The organism is Pseudochrobactrum lubricantis, from assembly GCF_041929865.1.
GTDB classification, from domain to species: domain Bacteria; phylum Pseudomonadota; class Alphaproteobacteria; order Rhizobiales; family Rhizobiaceae; genus Pseudochrobactrum; species Pseudochrobactrum saccharolyticum.
In genome coordinates this window covers 504,168-523,282 of sequence record NZ_JBHEEE010000001.1, presented here as the reverse complement: position 1 = coordinate 523,282, position 19,115 = coordinate 504,168, and the positions used below count along the sequence as shown (strand labels likewise).

The following is a 19,115-nucleotide window of genomic DNA, read 5'->3' as shown; positions in this document are numbered from 1 at the left end:
GGAGCAAATAATGCAATCCACCGCGATCAATACAGAGCAGTCCATTCAGTATTTTACAAGTGAGTCTCCGGCGGATGAGGCAATCTTGATCCGTCCGGAAGGTTTTCGCGAATATGACGCGCGTTGGTGGTATGGCTTTGCGGGTGCTGAACAACCCGCTGAGATTAATCTGGCAGGTATAACAGCTGTCGGAGCAGGTTTGGCGCATATGGTGCGACAGCGCGGTATCGAACCGGCAATTGTGGTCGGCCATGATCTGCGCAGCTATTCGTTTGAGATTAAGACAGCGCTTATCAAAGGTCTGATATCCGGCGGGATGCAGGTCTTTGATATCGGGCTTGCGCTGTCACCTATGGCTTACTACGCGCAATTTGCACTGAATGTGCCGTCTGTTGCGATGGTGACCGCCTCACATAATGAAAATGGCTGGACAGGGGTGAAAATGGGCTGTGAACGCCCTTACACATTCGGACCGGCAGATATGGCTGAGCTGAAATCAATTGTTCTGGAGCGTCAGGCTGAGCCGGCTAAAGGCGGGTGCTATAATTCCGTCAATAATATCGAAAAGCTTTATTCCGCAGCTTTAACAAAAGGCCGCTTTTTAAAGCGCCATCTGAAAGTTGTTGTTGCTTGCGGAAATGGCACTGCGGGTTTGTTCGCTCCGCAAATTTTGCGCCGGATTGGTTGTGATGTTGTGGAAGTTGACTGCGCGCCGGACTGGAATTTTCCGCATTATAATCCTGATCCGGAAACCACTCCCATGCAAAAAGCAATGGCGGAGGCCGTGAGAACCTATGGAGCTGATCTGGCTTTTGGCGTTGATGGTGATGGCGACCGCTGCGGTGTGGCGGATCATGAGGGCAATATTATTTATGCTGACCGTATTGGCTTGCTATTGGCGCGGCAATTCTCAGAAAAGCACCAAGCCGCGCATTTTATTGTCGATGTGAAATCGAGCGGATTGTTTCGCAGTGATCCGGTATTGCAGGCTTATCAGGCAACGGTCGAATATTGGAAAACCGGCCATTCCTATATCAAGCGCCGCATGGGGGAGTGCCGCGCATTGGCGGCGTTTGAAAAATCCGGCCATGTGTTTTTGAGCCAGCCTTTGGGGCTGGGTTATGATGATGGTCTGGCAACCGCCATCGCGGTTTGCGAAATGCTGGCTGCCCATCCGGATCAGAGTTTGGCCGCGCTCCACCGGCAATTGCCGGTCAGTTATGCAACGCCGACGCTCAATATTCCCTGCTGTGATGGTGAAAAATACGGGCTGGTTAGCCGGATACAGGATTATTTTGCCAATTTGTTTAAGGCGGGTGGTTCATTTGCAGGGCAGAAGATTACGGAGCTTCTGACGATCAATGGCGCGCGTGTCACAGTGGCTGACGGTACATGGGGATTGATCCGTGCATCGTCAAACAAGCCGGATTTGGTGGTGGTTGCCGAGAGTCCGGTCTCGCTTGAGAGGCGCAATGACATGCTGTGTGCAATCAAAGATGTTTTGAGACAATTCAGGGCAGGGGAATTACCCGATTTTGAGGGTGGGTTTTAAGTTTTTTGAATAGCTTGGGCGGGGGCGTTGGCTATGGCTTTTGATCGGGAAAACGGACAGTTCAACGGAATTAATCATACGAATTTGCCGTTGTTGAGTTTTGTGATGTGCGGCGGCAGTGGCTCACGTTTATGGCCGCTCTCCAGAATTGACAAGCCGAAACAATTTCATCACCTGTCCGGCGATGAGAGCCTGTTGCTCGCGACTTTAAAGCGCCTGCAATTTGCTCCCGAGAACAGAATTTCTGTGATCGGTGCACAGGCTCATTCCGAGCAAATTGCACAAACAATTTATGCTATGTCTGATGTGGGGGATATCAGGACAATCTTAGAGCCTGTGGCGCGTAATACCGCTGCGGTTGCAGCACTGGCCTCGCTGTCTGCATTATCGGGCTGTGATGATGCTTTGATCCTGCTTTGTCCGGCAGATCATGAAATATCGACTACAGAGCAGTTTTGGCAGAGCGTAGCGCAGGGAGTTCCTGCTGCCGCGCAAGGAGCGATTGTTACATTCGGGCTTTTGCCGGAACGGCCGGAAACCGGCTATGGTTATATTCAGGCCGGTGAGCCGCATGGCGCAGGCTATGTTATCAGCCGATTTACTGAGAAACCGGATTATGACAGTGCCTTGTCTTTTATCCGGCAGGGAGATTACTTCTGGAACTCTGGCATATTCCTGTTTCGGGTAAGCACTATGCGGGACGCCTTTCTGCAATATGCACCGGATATCTGGCTGGCTGTGCAGGCTGCACTCGATAAGGCAGAGCGCGATGATAATGCGATAAGATTACCGGAATATCTGTATCAGTCTGTGCCAGCGATTTCCTTCGATCATGCGATTATGGAAAAAGCAGGCAGATGTGTGCTGATACCGGCTTCATTCCGCTGGAGTGATCTCGGCTCATGGCACTCTTTGCTCCAGCATCAACCGCAGGATAGTTGCGGCAATGTGCTGTGTGGGGACGTGATCGCCCATGATTGCAACAATAGTTATATTCGCAGTGAAAGCGGATTGCTCGCAGTGTCCGGCCTGAATGATATGGCTGTTATTGCCACCAAGGACGCAACCTTTGTGGCTCCGCTGGCACAGAGCCAGCATGTGCAGGCCATTGTCAGGCAGCTGACGCAGCAAAAGCGTGCAGAATTATATTATGAAGCACCCATTCCTCTATCGGGCACGCACCGGCAAAAGGTGCAGGACTGGTTATTTGAACAGGCACTGCCCCTCTGGTCTGTACGTGGTACCGATCATCGCCATGGCGGTTTCTATGAAAGCCTTTCTATGCAGGGGCTGCCGGTTGCAGGCCTTCGCCGTTCACGAACTATAGCGCGGCAGATTTATGCTTTTGCGAAAAGTTCTCAGGCGGGATGGAGCGGGGAGGCTGCTGGTCTGATTGCTCATGGTTTGATCTTCATGCAGGCGAAAGGGCGCAGTCGCTATGGCGGCTGGGTGCAGTCATTTCATGCTGATGGCAGTGTGGCGGAAAGTCAGGAAAATCTCTACGATCAGACCTGTATGTTGCTTGCATTGAGCTATGCTCATCAGACGGGACATAATCAGGCTCTGCAATTAGCGCAGGAGACTTTTGCATTTCTGGATGCCAGATTGGCGCATCCCAAAGGCGGTTTCTACGAAACATTTGCTGACCACGCTAATCCGCAGGCTATACTCAGCAGCAATGCGCATATGCATTATCTCGAAGCCTGTCTGGCATGGCATGAGGTGAGCGGAGATATTGTGTTTCTCCATCGTGCATCCGAGATTGTAGCTCTGTGTGAATATTATTTTTTTGATCGTGATTATTGGTGTCTGGGAGAATATTTCACTGCGAACTGGCAGCGGGTGCAGGATAAACGTGGCACTCACACAGAGCCTGGTCATGCTTTTGAATGGGCAGCGTTGCTCAGTGATTATGCCAAGCGCACTGGTTGCCAAAACACACAGCGGATGGCGCATCGTTTGTATAGCAATGCTATTTCCAGCGGGATCAACCGGGCGACAGGTCTGGCCTATAATGTGGTGTCGCGTGAGGGCAGGCCGGTGGATAGCGGTAGCCGCAGCTGGCAGCAATGTGAGGCGATCAAAGCTGCGATCATGCTCGATGGCTATAATGGTCAGGATATGAAGCCGGAAATTGAAGCGCGCATCGCCACTTTGTTTCGCTGGCATCTGCATCCGGCAAAACGCGGTTTGTGGATTGACCGCGTTGATAAGAACGGAAGTCATTGTTCCGGTCATGTGCCGGCTTCAATCCTCTACCATCTGGTCAGTGCACTGACCTTATATTTGCAAGTCACAGCAAAAGCAGCTGACGCACCTGTGGCGGGTAAGTCAGGCATATCTGAGAGGATAGCTATGTCAGTCTGAAAGGAATTGTCTGTGGAATTATGCTGATACAAAACAAACTTATTTGAATATGAGGTTGATCTGCTTGTGTTCAGCCACTGATTAGTTATCCTGACATGCAAAGCTGTTTCAGGAGAAGCGAAAGCCGGATTTCCTGAAACCGCATTCAAAAACAATCAGAGCGGGCGCGGAGGATAAATCCGCATTAGGCACGTTTTGTCCGTTTAATGGGTAAAATCAGGCAGATTTTTATGCAGCACTCTCCGCGTCATCGTGCCATTCTGGAACAGGCTAAGCTGAAAGGTCAGGTGCTGGTTGATGATCTGGCTGAACAATTTCAGGTTAGCCCGCAGACAATCCGTAAAGATCTCAATGATTTGTGCCGTGCGCAATTGCTGACCCGTACCCATGGCGGAGCACTGTTTCCCTCGGGCGTGGAGAATCTGGAATATGAAGCGCGCAGGCAAATCGCAGCCTCGGAAAAACAGGCTATCGGTCAGGCCGCAGCTGCATTGATACCGGAAGGCGCATCGCTTTTCATCAATATCGGCACGACTACTGAGGCAGTGAGCCAGCATTTGCTGTCGCATAGCCAGTTGATGGTGATTACCAATAATATCAATGTCGCCAGTCGCTTACGCGTCTATTCAGGGTTGGAAGTCATTATTGCCGGTGGTGTTGTGCGCGCCAGTGACGGTGGTATTGTCGGTGAGGCGGCAGTTGATTTCATCCGTCAGTTCAAAGTGGATTATGCAGTTATCGGCGTTTCAGCGATTGATGCCGATGGTGCATTGCTCGATTTTGACTATCGCGAGGTAAAGGTTGCGCAGGCGATTATCGCCAATGCCCGTCATATTATTCTGGTAGCAGATTCCACCAAGATGGAGCGCAGCGCACCGGTGCGGATGGGGCATTTATCGCAGATTGATACTTTCATCACTGATCAGTGCATTGAACCGTCTTTGCGTCAGATTTGCGCCGATCATGATGTGCAGTTGATTGAAGCTTTGAAACTTTAAGACCTGACGGGTTTTATCTCGCGACTGCATAAGTTTTTTGCACATCCTTATTTTTGTGAAGTTTCGTTTTTTCGCTCGATTTAGTTTCGTTTTTTACTATATTGCTTTCATATTGCGGATGATGCCGGATTGAAGACGATTCCGGTGCGCCGTTTTTCATGTGTCACAGCCGTGTCAATTTACCGTGCTTCAAGCAGTTACGTATTGAATTGACATGATTTTCGGCGGAGCTTGCGACGTGGTTGCAAATACGGACTACGATATTTTCATTATTGGCGGCGGTATTAATGGCTGCGGCATAGCCCGCGATGCTGCAGGGCGTGGTTTCCGCACCGGTCTGGCCGAAATGAAAGATCTGGCAAGCGGTACATCCTCCCGTGCAACCAAACTTATTCATGGCGGATTGCGCTATCTGGAGCATTATGAATTCCGGCTGGTGCGTGAAGCCCTGATGGAGCGTGAAGTGATCTGGGCTAATGCCCCGCATGTGGTCAAGCCGATGCGTTTCATTCTGCCTTATCATCGCGGTGGTGTGCGTCCGGCATGGCTGTTGCGTCTGGGTTTGTTCCTGTACGACCATATTGGCGGGCGCAAATTGCTGCCTGCAACCCGCACCCTGAATATGAAAACCGATAAGGCTGCGGCACCGCTGAAAGACCTGTTCACCAAGGCTTTTGAATATTCCGATGCATGGGTTGATGATGCGCGTTTTGTGGCACTCAATGCGATGGATGCCAAGGAACGCGGTGCAACAATCCGCACCCGCACCAAAGTCATTGCCGCACGGCGCACTGCTGATATCTGGCATCTGACATTGCTGGATTTGCGCTCGGGCAAAACCAGTGAGGTGACATCAAAGCTCGTGGTGAATGCTGCCGGCCCGTGGGTTGACCGTGTGCTTGCCGGTGTGGAAGGTCTGGCCGAGGTGCATAATGTGCGTCTTGTGCAGGGCAGCCATATTGTGGTGCGTAAGAAATTCGACGGCGATCGTTCTTATTTCTTCCAGAATAATGACGGGCGCATCATTTTTGCTATTCCTTATGAAAATGATTTCACGCTGATCGGTACCACAGATCAGGACTATCACGGTGATCCGGCGAAAGTGGAAATCACTGATGCCGAGAGCGATTATCTGTGCTCTGCCGCCAGTGAATATTTCCGCGAGCCGGTAAAGCGCGAAGATATTGTCTGGGCTTATTCCGGTGTCCGTCCGCTCTATGATGACGGAGCCGATAAGGCGCAGGAAGCCACGCGCGATTATGTGCTGAAGGATGATGCCGGTGAGAATAAAGCGCCGCTGATTAATATTTTCGGCGGCAAAATCACGACCTATCGCCGTTTATCCGAGCATATGATGCAGAAAATCGAGCATTTTCTTGGCAAAAAAGGTGCGCCATGGACACATAAGGCACCATTGCCGGGTGGTGATTTTCCGGTGCAGGATTTTGGCCGGATGAGCGCGAAATTTGCTGCGCATTATCCTTTTCTGGCACCGTCTCATGCGGCACGACTGTTCCGCATGTATGGTACGCGCGCGCAGTGGATTTTGGGCAATGCAGCGGATTATAAAGATCTCGGTCAGCATTTTGGTGCCGATCTTTATGAAGTTGAAGTGCGTTATATGATGGTACAGGAATGGGTACTGACCGCAGAAGATATTGTCTGGCGACGCAGCAAACGCGGGCTGGTCATGACAGCAAGCGAGATCGCTGCTCTGGATCAGTTCATGAAAACCGAAACCGGTTATCATGAGGAAGCGGCGTAACGTTTTTCATATTATCCACTTATAGTTTCACACCGCAGCAGGAAACTTCCGGCTGCGGTGTTTGTTTTTACAGCCATAGTTTCTCCTCCTTTGGGTCTCATCCTCATGCTCTTCACAGCAGCATAAATCTGGACTACCATTCTCTGTGCAGACACTGAGTGAAGCTCTGGAGGAGAGCCAGCAATGAGCATTCAGTCAGGCGAAATATCCGCCGCGGCAGGTCAGTCAGTCTTCAGCGCTCATGCGGAGCGGGTTCACTCTGCCATTCGTGGCAGCGGTGCAGCACGCTCGGCTCTCGTTGCCTCATGGCAGCGGTCTGCTCGTCTGCACGGGTTGAAACCGCAGGATCCCGGCAAACCCCAAACTATCACCGCTCAAAAATTGCGCGAAGTGCAGGAATATGTCGAGCCGCTGACCCATCTGGCACAACCGGTGCTGGATCGTCTGTTTCTGTCGGTTGGCGGTATCGGTTGTTGTGTATTGCTGGCTGACGGTACTGGTGTGCCGGTGGAGCGGCGCGGGGCTGTTGCGGACGATAAGATATTTCATAAATGGGGACTGTGGACGGGTGCCGTCTGGAGTGAAGCCTGTGAGGGTACCAACGGCATTGGCACCTGTATTGTCGAGCAACGCGCAGTGACAATTCACCGTGACCAGCATTTTCATGCAAGAAATGCTGGGCTTTCCTGCTCTGTTGCCCCGATCCACGATCATACAGGGCAACTTGTTGCTGTGCTTGATGTATCCTCCTGCCGGTCTGACCTGACTGAGGCCTATGCAGGGTTGATTTTTGCTGCGGTGAATGACGCGGCACGCAAGATTGAGACAGATTATTTCCGCTATCATTTCCAGAAAGCCCGCATTGTTCTGGCACCTGTCACTGAGCATAATAGCGGCGCACTGCTGGCAATTGATCGTGATGATATGGTGATTGGTGCCAGCCGTTCCGCACGTCTGGCACTGGGGTTGGGCGAAGACGGGTTGAAAGATCCGGTTCCTGCGGCCGATTTCTTCGGAACGCTGGCTGAGCAGGATATGGATATGGCCGAAGCTGAACGCGGTGTCATTATCCGCGCCCTTGCACGGGCTGAGGGTAAAATTTCCTCGGCAGCCAAAATTCTTGGCATGAGCCGTGCAACCCTGCATCGTAAGCTCAACCGTTTGCAGATCAGACGAAACGGCTGAGCCGCGCGGCATTCCGGAAAATGTGAAATGTTTTTTGGACGGGATGCACGAATTTAAAGCCATCTCTCAAACTGTCTCATTCTTGCGACATTGCGGGCAAGAGTTTGTGATGAGTGCTCCGCTGGCCTCATGACAAGCCGCGTATTTCCCGCAACATTATTTGTGAGTTCAGGCATGTCTATCTGAGGAGAGATAGCGTGCTGATAATGAGCGAAAAACAGGGAGAGAGACAATGAACAAGGTTGAAGTAAGCCGGACAGTTCATCCTAAATTTGCCAAACGCTATGGCAATTTCATCGGCGGCAAATGGGTCGAACCGAAATCCGGACGTTATTTTGAGAATATTTCACCGGTCAACGGGCAGGTTCTCTGCGAGATTGCCCGTTCCGATGCGGCAGATGTGGAACTGGCGCTTGATGCCGCCCACGCCGCGAAAGAAGCATGGGGGCGCACCAGTGCCGCAGAACGTGCGCTGATCCTCAATAAAATCGCTGACCGGATGCAGGATAATCTGGCACTGCTGGCCGAAGCCGAAACCTGGGACAACGGCAAGCCGATCCGCGAAACCACCAATGCCGATATGCCGCTGGCGATTGACCATTTCCGCTATTTTGCCGGTGCTATCCGTGCGCAGGAAGGCGGTATTTCTGAAATCGATCACGATACAGTCGCCTATCACTTCCATGAACCTTTGGGCGTGGTCGGGCAGATTATTCCGTGGAACTTCCCGATCCTGATGGCGGTGTGGAAACTCGCACCGGCACTGGCTGCGGGTAACTGTGTGGTGCTGAAACCGGCTGAGCAGACACCGGCTTCTATTCTGGTGCTGGCGGAACTGATCGGCGATCTGTTGCCTGCCGGTGTGCTGAATATTGTCAACGGTTTCGGCCTCGAAGCCGGTAAGCCGCTGGCTTCCAGCCCGCGCATTGCCAAAATCGCCTTTACCGGTGAAACCACCACCGGCCGTCTGATTATGCAATATGCCAGTCAGAATCTCATTCCGGTCACGCTGGAGCTGGGTGGTAAATCACCCAACATCTTCTTTGAAGATGTGACTGCGGAAGATGATGACTATCTCGACAAGGCCATTGAAGGCTTTGTGATGTTTGCGCTCAATCAGGGTGAGGTCTGTACCTGCCCGAGCCGTGCGCTGATCCATGAAAAAATTTACGACAAATTCATGGAAAAAGCCCTGAAGCGCGTTGAGGCAATTGTGCAGGGTGACCCGCTCAATCCGGCAACCATGATCGGCGCGCAGGCCTCGCAGGAACAGCTGGAAAAAATCCTCAGCTATATGGATATCGGTCGTCAGGAAGGTGCGGAAGTGCTGACCGGTGGCGAACGCAACCAGCTGGGCGGTGATCTGGCCGGTGGTTTCTATGTGAAGCCGACGGTCTTCAAAGGCCACAATAAGATGCGGATTTTTCAGGAAGAAATCTTCGGTCCTGTGGTTTCTGTCACGACTTTTAAAACGGATGAGGAAGCGCTGTCGATTGCCAATGACACGCTTTATGGCCTTGGTTCCGGTGTGTGGACGCGTAACGGCAACCGTGCTTACCGCTTTGGCCGTGGTATTCAGGCAGGGCGCGTCTGGACAAACTGCTACCATGCTTATCCGGCACACGCGGCTTTTGGTGGTTACAAACAATCCGGAATAGGGCGCGAAAATCACCTGAAAATGCTCGATCATTACCAGCAGACCAAAAATATGCTGGTGAGCTACAGCCCTAAAAAACTGGGCTTCTTTTGATCTGACGAAATGATCTCCCCCGAAGCCGGTCATGACTTCGGGGGAGATATGCAAAAACAAAAAATGAGAGCGAACGCAGTGAGTAGGATGCGTTGCAAACGCTCTGAATGTGGTTGCATTCCACGGCTGTCAGGCTGATCCGGCCTGATTGTGAAATGCTTCAGCCACGGTGATCCGGTCAATCCGGCTCGCCGACTTTCCGTAATGTTGGTGTCATGAATGGAGCAGAAGGAGTGCCTCTCTTTCTGCCAAAGGAGATTGTTATGGCAAAAACTATGAAAGCCGCTGTTGTACGTGAATTCGGAAAACCCCTGACAATTGATGAAGTGCCGATACCTGTGCCGGGGCCGGGGCAAATTCAGGTTGCTATTCAGGCATCCGGTGTCTGTCACACCGATCTTCATGCGGCTGAAGGCGATTGGCCGGTGAAACCAAATCCGCCATTTATTCCGGGGCATGAAGGTGTGGGCTATGTCTCCGGCGTTGGTGCCGGTGTCAAACATGTCAAGGAAGGTGACCGCGTTGGTATTCCGTGGCTTTATACGGCTTGCGGCTATTGCAATCATTGTCTCGGCGGTTGGGAGACCTTGTGTGAATCGCAGGAAAATACCGGCTATTCTGTGAATGGCGGTTTTGCCGATTATGTGGTGGCTGATCCGAATTTCGTTGGTCATTTGCCGAAGAATATCGAGTTTAACGAAATCGCGCCGGTACTCTGCGCTGGTGTGACCGTTTATAAAGGGCTGAAAGTCACGGATACCAAACCCGGTGACTGGATGGTGATTTCCGGTATCGGCGGGCTTGGCCATATGGCTGTGCAATATGCCAAAGCCATGGGGCTCAATGTTGTGGCTGTCGATATTGATGATGCCAAACTCGATCTGGCGCGACGACTGGGTGCAGTTGCAACCGTCAATGCCAAAACCAGTAATGATCCGGCAGCCGAAGTGAAAAAACTGACCGATGGCGGTGCGCAGGGCGCACTGGTGACAGCGGTCTCGCCAAAAGCGTTTCAGCAGGCGCTGGGGATGATGTCGCGTGGCGGCACGATTGCTTTCAACGGTCTGCCTGCCGGTGAGTTTCCGGTGTCGATTTTCAACATGGTGCTGAATGGCGTGACACTGCGCGGTTCCATTGTCGGCACAAGGCTGGATTTACAGGAGTCGCTTGATTTCGCTGCAGATGGTAAAGTGAAGGCGACGATCAGCACTGACAGGCTGGAGAATATCAACGCGATTTTCGACAAGATGCGCAAAGGTGAAATCGAAGGCCGTATCGTGATGGATATGACCAAATAGATCACAAAGTGGAGGGTGTCATGACTGAAGCAGAAATGAACACGAATACAGCACCGCTGAACAAAGTGACTGCGACGCCTGACGCCCTCAAACTGATTGCCGAATTGCAGGCAGAATATGGCCCTGTGATGTTTCACCAGTCCGGCGGTTGCTGTGATGGTTCATCGCCGATGTGCTATGCGCAGGGTGATTTTCTGATCGGCGATCAGGATGTGCAATTGGGCGAGATTGGCGGTGCGCCGTTTTATATCAGCCGATCGCAATATGAAGCATGGAAACATACGGATCTGATTATTGATGTGGTGCCGGGGCGGGGCGGTATGTTCTCGCTCGATAATGGCCGTGAAGTGCGTTTTCTGACCCGATCGACCATTTGTACGATTTAATTGCTCCCAAGGCGTGACGTAAAAAAGGGCGGAAATTCCGCCCTTTTTTATATGTCTGTGTGGCTTATGGCAGCTTGTAAGACATCACATAATCACCGGCTTTGGTGCCGACTGAACCATGGCCACCGGCCACGATCAGCACATATTGTTTGCCGTCTTTGCCGGTATAGCTCATCGGTGTGGACTGACCACCCGCAGGCAGACGTGTCTGCCAGAGTTGCTTACCGGTTGTGAGATCATAGGCGCGCAGATAATCGTCAACCGCTGCACCGAGGAAGGCAACCCCGCCTGCGGTAATCATCGGCCCGCCGATACCCGGCACGCCAAGTTTCAGCGGAATTGGCACCGGTGCCATATCTTCTACCGTGCCGTTTTTATGTTTATAGGCGATCTTGCCTGTGCGCAGGTCAACACCGGCCACATAGCCCCATGGCGGCGACTGGCACGGAATGCCAAGCGGTGACAGGAGCGGCCCCATAAATACGCCGTAAGGCGCGCCGTCATTACGGTTCAGCCCCTGCTCGCTGGCTTTTTCATCCTCACCTTTCGGCGGAATCTGATCCGCAGGCACAAGGCGAGAGGTGAAGGCCAGATAAGTCGGCATACCGAACATCACCTGACGTTTCGGATCTACCGCTACACTGCCCCAGTTAAAGACGCCGAAATTGCCGGGATAGACAATTGTACCCTGCAGGGAAGGCGGGGTGTAACGACCCTCATAGCGCAGCGAGCGGAACTGGATGCGGCAGGCAAGCTGATCGAACATCGTTGCCCCCCACATATTGGCTTCCGTCAGCGGCGGAGGATTGAAGCTGAGACCGGAAAGCGGCTGTGTCGGTGCGGAGAAATCTTCCGGTATTGCTCCTGTCGGGGCTGCAACTTCGGTAACCGGAATAATCGCTTCACCGGTACGCCGGTCGAGCACATAAATATCGCCCTGCTTGGTTGGACCTACCAGTGCGGGCACAACTTGTCCGCTCTTATTGGTAATGTCGAGCAGCACGGGCTGAGCAGGCACGTCCATATCCCAGAGATCATGATGCACCGTCTGGCGTACCCAGCGAACCTGACCGGTTTTTACATCCAGAGCTGTGATGGAGGAAGAATATTTCTCTACCGCCTCACTGCGCCCCATGCCGAGCTGATCCGGCACCTGATTACCGAGAGGTATATAGATCAGGCCGAGCTTTTCATCAGCGCTGAATACCGACCAGCTATTCGGGGAATTGGTGGTGTAATGCTCACCGTCCGCAATCGGTGTGGTGACATCAGGATTACCGGAATCCCAGTTCCACAACAGCTGGCCGGTGAGAATATCAAAGGCGCGGATAACGCCCGACTGTTCCTGCGTCGAGAAATTATCATTCACCGCGCCGCCGACGATGATTTTTCCGTCCATCGCAGTTGGCGGGGAGGTGGAGTAATAATAGCCGGACGGATTATATTTCATGCCGCGGGTCAGATCGAGTACGCCTTTATCAGCAAAACTCTCACAAATCTGGCCGGTCTTGGCATCCAGTGCAATCAGATGCGCATCCGATGTCGGCAGATAAACCCGCTCATAACAGGCCTGATCTGCGGCAACGCTCTGGTCTTTCCAATAGGTTACACCACGGCAAGTCTGGTGCTGGCGCTGGGTATTGGCGCTGACCTCAGGGTTATAGCGCCACTTTTCCTTGCCCGTATCCGCATCCAGCGCAATGGCAATATTATGCGGCGTGCAGAGATAAAGCGTGTCTTCAATCTTGAGCGGTGTCACCTGATAAGTGGTTTCCGTCACATCCTGCGGCTGGCGCACATCGCCGGTTTGGTATTGCCATGCAAGCTGCAGGCTAGCCACATTTTCCGGTGTGATCTGGGTAAGCGGTGAATAACGCTGACCATATTGCGTGCGGCCATATTGATGCCATTCGCCATCCGGTACCGTATTGCCCATATCCGGTGTTGCCGCGACCGCTTCCGTGGGTAGAGAACCGTCGAGATTATGCGGATCTTTGGTGATTGAGATACCGGCAACAATCAATGCGGCCGCGATTGCCCCCAGCAGCGGCAGAGGACTGGCGCTGCCTGCACGTGCCTGTTCTATCGTTGGTGCCACTTCTCTGCTGGCAGGGCTGAGCGCTTTGCGGATCGGTGGCAACAACAGCCACAGACCCAGCAGCACAATAATGCCGCCGCGTGAGCCGAGCGGCCACCAGTCGAAACCGACTTCATAAAATGCCCAGCCGAGTGTGCCGAGAATGATCAGGGCATAGACCCAGAGTGCCGCAGCACGGCGGGTGAAAAGCAGTATGGCGGTCAGTAAAAAACCGGCCGCTGTAATAATGTAATAAAGGCTGCCGCCCAGCAGGGCGAGTTTTATGCCACCATAACCAAGCGCTATGCCTATGAACGCAAAGAGGATGGCTGTTAATGAAACTAACACAATGCTACCCCTTATTTATTGAATGGGGAAGAATATAGATCAGTAAAGCACAGCGGGAAGTGCTTCGAAACATTTATTTGAAAATAGAACAAATGAATCGGCGCAGATACAGTTAATTCTGACAGGAAAAAGCGCAGGCAATTCTGTAAAACAATAAGTAAATCAATTCTCTAATCAATGAAAACGCCGCCCTGTTGAGAGCGGCGTTTATCTTCAGAGCATTAGCCTTGGGAGGATGGTGCTTTTATAAACGTGTGCTGGTGAAACTGCGCAGGCGCAGCGCATTGGTCAGCACGAAGATGCTCGACAGTGCCATGGCTGCAGCAGCCAGTACCGGCGAGAGCAGGATGCCGTAAAACGGATAGAGCAGACCTGCTGCAACCGGAATAAGCGCGGTATTGTAGGAAAATGCCCAGAACAGGTTCTGACGAATATTGCGGATGGTCGCTTTGGACAGGGCAATCGCATCCACAACAGCAGTCAGATCGCCGCTCATCAGCACCACATCGGCGCTTTCAATAGCGATATCCGTGCCGGTGCCCACAGCCACACCCACGTCAGCCGCAGCCAATGCCGGTGCATCATTGATACCGTCGCCGACAAAGATGATTTTACGGTCAGAACCTGCGAGACGCTTCAGTGCTTCCACTTTACCATCCGGCAGAACTTCCGCTGACACCTCATCAATACCGAGTTCTTTGGCAATGGCATTTGCCACGACTTTGCTGTCTCCGGTAATCATCGCCACTTTCAGGCCAAGCTTATGCAGGGCATCAATTGTGACTTTGGTTGTCGGTTTCAGCTCATCCGCCACGGAGAAGGCGGCGACCAGTGCACCATCCCGTGCCATATAGAGAACGGATTGCGCTTTGGCAGTCATTGCTGCTGCGGCCTCTGCACCGGTGCTGACATCAATGCCGAGCTTTTTCATGAAACGTTCTGCACCGACATGGACGGGCTGACTGTCAACCATGCCACTGACGCCGAAGCCCGGTACAGCTTCAAACTCTTTGACTTCCGGCTGTTTCAGCCCCTTGTCTTCCGCAGCTTGCACCACAGCAGTCGCAATCGGATGTTCTGAGCGGGATTCCAACGCGGCTGCCAATGCCAGCATCTCATCAGCACTCTGATTGCCGAATGTATGGAACTGCGACAGCACAGGTTTGCCGATGGTCAGCGTGCCGGTTTTGTCGAAAGCGATAATATCGGCATCGCGCAGGCTTTGCAGAGCATCACCACGGCGGAACAGCACACCCATTTCCGCACCGCGACCGGTGCCGACCATGATCGAGGTCGGCGTTGCCAGACCCATGGCACAAGGACAGGCGATAATCAGCACGGCAATGGCATTAGCCAGCGCAAAGGTGAAGGCCGGTTCAGGGCCGAAGATAAACCAGATCAGGAAAGTGACAAAGGCTGCGAGCATAACCGCAGGCACAAACCATGTCGTGACCTTGTCGATCAGGTTCTGGATCGGCAGCTTATCGGCCTGTGCATCTTCCACCATACGGATGATCTGCGAGATCACCATATCCGCACCAACCTTGGTGGCGCGATAGGTGAAAGCGCCGGTCTTGTTGACCGTACCACCGACAACCGTGTCACCGACATTTTTCGTGGCGGGAATTGGCTCACCGGTAATCATGGATTCATCAATATAAGACGTACCCTCGGTGATCTCACCATCGACCGGCACTTTCTCACCCGGACGCACCAGAACGAGATCGCCTGCACGCACATCCTCCAGCGGAACATCCTGTGCCACGCCGTCACGCACCACACGCGCGGTTTTGGCCTGAAGCCCGAGCAGATGGGCAATGGCATGGGATGTGCGGCCTTTAGCGCGGGCTTCCATCCAGCGGCCGATCAGGATCAGCGTAACGATAACCGCTGCTGCCTCATAATAGACATTGACGGTTTGCGCTGGCAGGACAGAGGGCATGAAGGTTGCAACAACCGAGAAGCCCCATGCTGCCAATGTGCCGACAGCTACGAGCGAGTTCATGTCCGGACCGCCGCGCAACAGCGCCGGAATACCGATACGGAAGAAACGCAAACCCGGACCAAACAATACGAGCGTTGTGAGAATGAACTGGAGATACCAGCTGTTCTGCGTACCGATTGAGCCGGCAATAAAATGATGCAGCGGCGGGAACAGATGCGAACCCATTTCCGTGATGAAAACCGGCAGCGCCAAAGCACCGGCGATCAGTACATCGCGCTTGAGGGTTTTAATCTCGGCATCATTTTTCTCTGCACGGCGTTCCGCACCGCTTGCAGGAGCGGCCGCTGTCACAGGCTGTGCCGGATAACCGCTTTTGGTAACAATATCTGCCAGCATTTGCGGCGTGACTGACGGATCACTGAGCGTGATGCTGGCGCGTTTGGTCACCAGATTAACGGAGGCCGCAGCAACCCCTGTTGAGGATTGCAGGGTCTTTTCCACGCGTCCGACACAGGATGCACAGGTCATGCCATCTACTTCCAGCACCACCTGTGCCGGTGGTTGCGGAATATGCGCGGTGTAACCGGCTTTCTTGATAGCTTCGGCAGCAAGGCCTGCATCCGGCTTATCTGCAAAGCGCACGGTTGCTTGTTGTGTCGCCAGATTGACTGTCGCACTGTTGACGCCCGGTAAAGCGAGCAAGGCTTTTTCCACACGGCCGACGCAGGAGGCGCAGGTCATGCCGTCAATATCAAGCGTAACAACAGGCTGACCCGAGCGTGCCTGCTCAGGGTGACTATGTTTGGTCATGACAGAAACTCCTGCCTTTAGCCGAGGATTTTTGTTTCGTAACCTGCCGCATCAATGGCTTTGGCAATTGTCGCGGCATTTGCCGGAGCCGAAAAACCGATGCTGGCTTGTTTTTTCGCCAGATCAACGCTGACGGTGCTGACACCTTCAACGGCTTTGGCGGTTTTCTCAATTTTTGCCACGCAGGAACCGCAGCCCATACCGTCAACAGAGAGCAGAACAGTGGAGGAAACGGATTGTGTCATGATGATCTTCAGGGCTGATTATGCGGAAAGTCCCGCCTGCGGAAGCCCTGCCTTTCTTGTCAGTTTCAGGCGCATGTCAGCGCTTTTGTTGATGTTGACAAGAAGATAGGGCTTCCCATGATGGGAAGGTCAAGAGTTTTTCCGAAAGAAATGTATTTAGTTTAACTATTTGATTTTATGTATCTTTATCCGTCGTATCCCGCGATGAAGTCACAAACATCGCGCTGTGACATCGGTTTTCCGGTAAAAAATCCCTGTACCTCACCGAATTGTTCGTCCTTCAGGCGCGTGAGCTGTTCCTGTGTTTCCACGCCTTCTGCCGTCGTTACAATATTGAACGCGCTGCCCAGAGAAACCACAGCCTGAATAATCGCCAGATTGCGTTTGTCATTATCAATATTGGACACAAAACTGCGATCAATCTTGATTTTGTCAAAAGGGAAAGTGCGCAAATAATTGAGGGACGAATAGCCGGTGCCAAAATCATCCATGGCAATGCTCACGCCCAGATTGCGCAATTCGAATAACAATTCGGTATTATGCTCGGTATTGGACAGGAGTACTGTTTCGGTGATTTCCAGTTCCAGACGGTTGGCCTGCAAGCCGCTTTCTTCAAGCGCGGATTTTACCATGTCCAGCATGTTGCGGCTGTTAAACTGTACCGGCGACAGATTGACAGAAACTTTGATTTTCTCCGGCCATGAAATGGCATCCTGACAGGCCTGCCGCAGAACCCAGGCACCGATTGCAGAAATGATACCGGTATCTTCGGCAATCGGAATGAAATCATCCGGTGCGACCAGTCCGCGTGTCGGATGCTGCCAGCGCAACAAAGCTTCACAACCGGTAATCAGATCTGTCGTCAGCGAGAAAATCGGCTGATAAAACAGCACAAATTCGTTGTTTTGCAGAGCGGTATGCAATTCCAAAGCCGTGCGGTGGCGTTTTTCGACTGCCTCGCGCATGGATCTTTCATAAAAACGGTAGACACCGCGCCGGTCTGCCTTGGCAGCATAAAGCGCCAGATCGGCATTGCGCAACAGCGTATCAATATCCTCACCATCTTCGGGGGCAATGACAACACCGATGGTACAGCCGACATATTCAGGACTGCCGTCCAGATGAAACGGTTTGCTGAACAGATTGGTGATTTCTTCGGCAAAATGGCCGATTTCCTGCCGGTGGTCAGGGTTTTCCGGGTCAAAAGGATGGATGATCGCAAATTCATCACCGCCAAGACGGGCAATAAAATCCTGCGGTTTCAGAAAGGCGCTGAGACGGCGCGCAACCTGACAGAGCAGGGCATCGCCTGCCGCATGGCCGATACTGTCATTGATATGTTTGAAGTGATCGACATCAAGAAACAGCAGGGCATGGCTCTGGATTGCTTCCTTTTTGGAAAATAAATCCGTCGTATGGCGCGAAAAATAGACCCGGTTCGGCAGATTTGTCAGCGAGTCATGCATGGCCGTATAGGTCAGATGCGCCTGCAGAGCCTGTTCTTCCGTGATATCTTCCATCAACCCGATCAGATAACGCGGTTTCTCTCCGTTTTGCGACGGAATTGTGCGTTTCATCACCCGTACATGGCGGCTGTGGCTGCGCAACGGAATTTCATTTTCGACAGTAAAAACACTGTCACTCTCCATCACATATTGATCCTGCGTGATAAAATTGCGGGCATCTTCTTCATTGAAAACCTGATGATCGGCTTTGCCGATGACATGCGCAGATTCTTTGCCGGTAATGGCGCTGGCTGTTTCATTAAACAGAACATAGCGCCCGCTATCCTGCATATCTTTAATGAAAACCCCGATCGGCAGGTTTTTAATCAGGCTGTCGAGCAATGAACGGGTCTGGCTGATTTCATTGCGCGCTTTGCGGATTTCTGTCTGATCCTGAATGATCGCGAGAATAGCAGGCTGATCGTTGAAATTTGTACGCCGTCCATAGGTGATGACTTCAATCGTCTCGCCATTGGCTTTCAGATGTTTCCAGATTTGCGGCTTTCCGAAGTCAGTTTCTGCGTGGATGGCAGCGATCATGCGTTCGTGCTCGGATTCAGGGCGGATATCCAGCACAGTCATCCGGCTCATCTGCTCCGGCGTATAGCCGTAAAATTCAAAAGCAGCGTCATTCAGCAATAAAAATTTGAGCGAAATCGGATCATACAGCCACATCGGAATAGGGTGCTGTGTGAAGAGCAAACGAAAATCATTCTCTGATAAAGCAGGCTGAAAATACAGCGGGGAGTCGATCTGACTGTTCAGCGGGGCAGTTGTCATAAAGGCTCCGTGTCTTTTAGTTGGCAAACATCATGCCCGGCAGTGCCGTGCGGCTGTTTACACCGCATGATAAGCCTACACGACACATCACAAATCTTAAAACT

The 19,115-nt window shown here is 52.4% G+C and carries 12 protein-coding genes; 8 read left to right on the top strand and 4 right to left on the bottom strand.

Going from position 1 to position 19,115, the window contains the following annotated elements; all coding sequences use genetic code 11:
- Window positions 1-10: 10 nt before the first annotated feature.
- The 8 genes from JNC80_RS02230 (at window position 11) to JNC80_RS02195 (ending at window position 11,301) form a co-directional block, all read left to right on the top strand.
- Window positions 11-1,552 carry a phosphomannomutase/phosphoglucomutase gene (locus tag JNC80_RS02230; protein ID WP_376709385.1) on the top strand — a complete coding sequence of 514 codons (1,542 nt, stop codon included), beginning with the start codon at window positions 11-13 and terminating at the stop codon, window positions 1,550-1,552.
- Window positions 1,553-1,585: 33 nt separating this feature from the next.
- Window positions 1,586-3,919, top strand: a complete 2,334-nt coding sequence (locus JNC80_RS02225; RefSeq protein ID WP_376709384.1) for an AGE family epimerase/isomerase — start codon at window positions 1,586-1,588, stop codon at window positions 3,917-3,919.
- A 230-nt stretch (window positions 3,920-4,149) separates the two neighbouring features.
- On the top strand, window positions 4,150-4,917 hold the full coding sequence (locus JNC80_RS02220) for a DeoR/GlpR family DNA-binding transcription regulator (RefSeq protein WP_376709383.1): 768 nt from the start codon (window positions 4,150-4,152) through the stop codon (window positions 4,915-4,917).
- A 238-nt stretch (window positions 4,918-5,155) separates the two neighbouring features.
- Window positions 5,156-6,682, top strand: coding sequence for a glycerol-3-phosphate dehydrogenase (gene glpD, locus JNC80_RS02215; RefSeq protein ID WP_376709382.1), 1,527 nt, complete (start codon window positions 5,156-5,158; stop codon window positions 6,680-6,682).
- Between the two features lie 183 nt (window positions 6,683-6,865).
- Entirely contained in the window at window positions 6,866-7,867 is a 1,002-nt protein-coding gene (locus JNC80_RS02210) for a helix-turn-helix domain-containing protein (RefSeq protein WP_221719222.1), read from the top strand.
- A gap of 232 nt (window positions 7,868-8,099) precedes the next feature.
- Entirely contained in the window at window positions 8,100-9,617 is a 1,518-nt protein-coding gene (gene adh, locus JNC80_RS02205) for an aldehyde dehydrogenase (protein ID WP_022710745.1), read from the top strand.
- A gap of 263 nt (window positions 9,618-9,880) precedes the next feature.
- Window positions 9,881-10,915 (top strand): zinc-dependent alcohol dehydrogenase, encoded by a 1,035-nt coding sequence (locus tag JNC80_RS02200; protein ID WP_028233590.1) that lies wholly within the window; start codon window positions 9,881-9,883, stop codon window positions 10,913-10,915.
- Window positions 10,916-10,935: 20 nt separating this feature from the next.
- Entirely contained in the window at window positions 10,936-11,301 is a 366-nt protein-coding gene (locus JNC80_RS02195; protein WP_022710747.1) for a DUF779 domain-containing protein, read from the top strand.
- A gap of 64 nt (window positions 11,302-11,365) precedes the next feature.
- Here JNC80_RS02195 and JNC80_RS02190 read toward each other — a convergent pair whose 3' ends face one another.
- From JNC80_RS02190 to JNC80_RS02175, 4 genes are all read right to left on the bottom strand, one after another.
- On the bottom strand, window positions 11,366-13,726 hold the full coding sequence (locus JNC80_RS02190) for a glucose/quinate/shikimate family membrane-bound PQQ-dependent dehydrogenase (protein ID WP_376709381.1): 2,361 nt from the start codon (window positions 13,724-13,726) through the stop codon (window positions 11,366-11,368).
- A gap of 244 nt (window positions 13,727-13,970) precedes the next feature.
- The gene (locus JNC80_RS02185; RefSeq protein WP_376709380.1) at window positions 13,971-16,481 is read right to left on the bottom strand and encodes a heavy metal translocating P-type ATPase; all 2,511 of its coding nucleotides are present in this window, start codon (window positions 16,479-16,481) and stop codon (window positions 13,971-13,973) included.
- A 17-nt stretch (window positions 16,482-16,498) separates the two neighbouring features.
- A complete protein-coding gene (locus JNC80_RS02180) occupies window positions 16,499-16,726 on the bottom strand; it encodes a heavy-metal-associated domain-containing protein (protein WP_075654115.1) in 228 nt (75 codons plus the stop codon).
- A 185-nt stretch (window positions 16,727-16,911) separates the two neighbouring features.
- The gene (locus JNC80_RS02175) at window positions 16,912-19,011 is read right to left on the bottom strand and encodes a putative bifunctional diguanylate cyclase/phosphodiesterase (protein WP_225686049.1); all 2,100 of its coding nucleotides are present in this window, start codon (window positions 19,009-19,011) and stop codon (window positions 16,912-16,914) included.
- Window positions 19,012-19,115: the final 104 nt, after the last annotated feature.

Excerpts from the sequence above, each read along its gene's own strand:
- JNC80_RS02230 (WP_376709385.1), top strand. The coding sequence starts at position 11 with ATGCAATCCACCGCGATCAATACAGAGCAGTCCATTCAGTATTTTACA.
- JNC80_RS02225 (WP_376709384.1), top strand. The coding sequence starts at position 1,586 with ATGGCTTTTGATCGGGAAAACGGACAGTTCAACGGAATTAATCATACG.
- JNC80_RS02220 (WP_376709383.1), top strand. The coding sequence starts at position 4,150 with ATGCAGCACTCTCCGCGTCATCGTGCCATTCTGGAACAGGCTAAGCTG.
- JNC80_RS02210 (WP_221719222.1), top strand. The coding sequence starts at position 6,866 with ATGAGCATTCAGTCAGGCGAAATATCCGCCGCGGCAGGTCAGTCAGTC.
- adh (WP_022710745.1), top strand. The coding sequence starts at position 8,100 with ATGAACAAGGTTGAAGTAAGCCGGACAGTTCATCCTAAATTTGCCAAA.
- JNC80_RS02200 (WP_028233590.1), top strand. The coding sequence starts at position 9,881 with ATGGCAAAAACTATGAAAGCCGCTGTTGTACGTGAATTCGGAAAACCC.
- JNC80_RS02195 (WP_022710747.1), top strand. The coding sequence starts at position 10,936 with ATGACTGAAGCAGAAATGAACACGAATACAGCACCGCTGAACAAAGTG.
- JNC80_RS02185 (WP_376709380.1), bottom strand. The coding sequence starts at position 16,481 with ATGACCAAACATAGTCACCCTGAGCAGGCACGCTCGGGTCAGCCTGTT.
- JNC80_RS02180 (WP_075654115.1), bottom strand. The coding sequence starts at position 16,726 with ATGACACAATCCGTTTCCTCCACTGTTCTGCTCTCTGTTGACGGTATG.
- JNC80_RS02175 (WP_225686049.1), bottom strand. The coding sequence starts at position 19,011 with ATGACAACTGCCCCGCTGAACAGTCAGATCGACTCCCCGCTGTATTTT.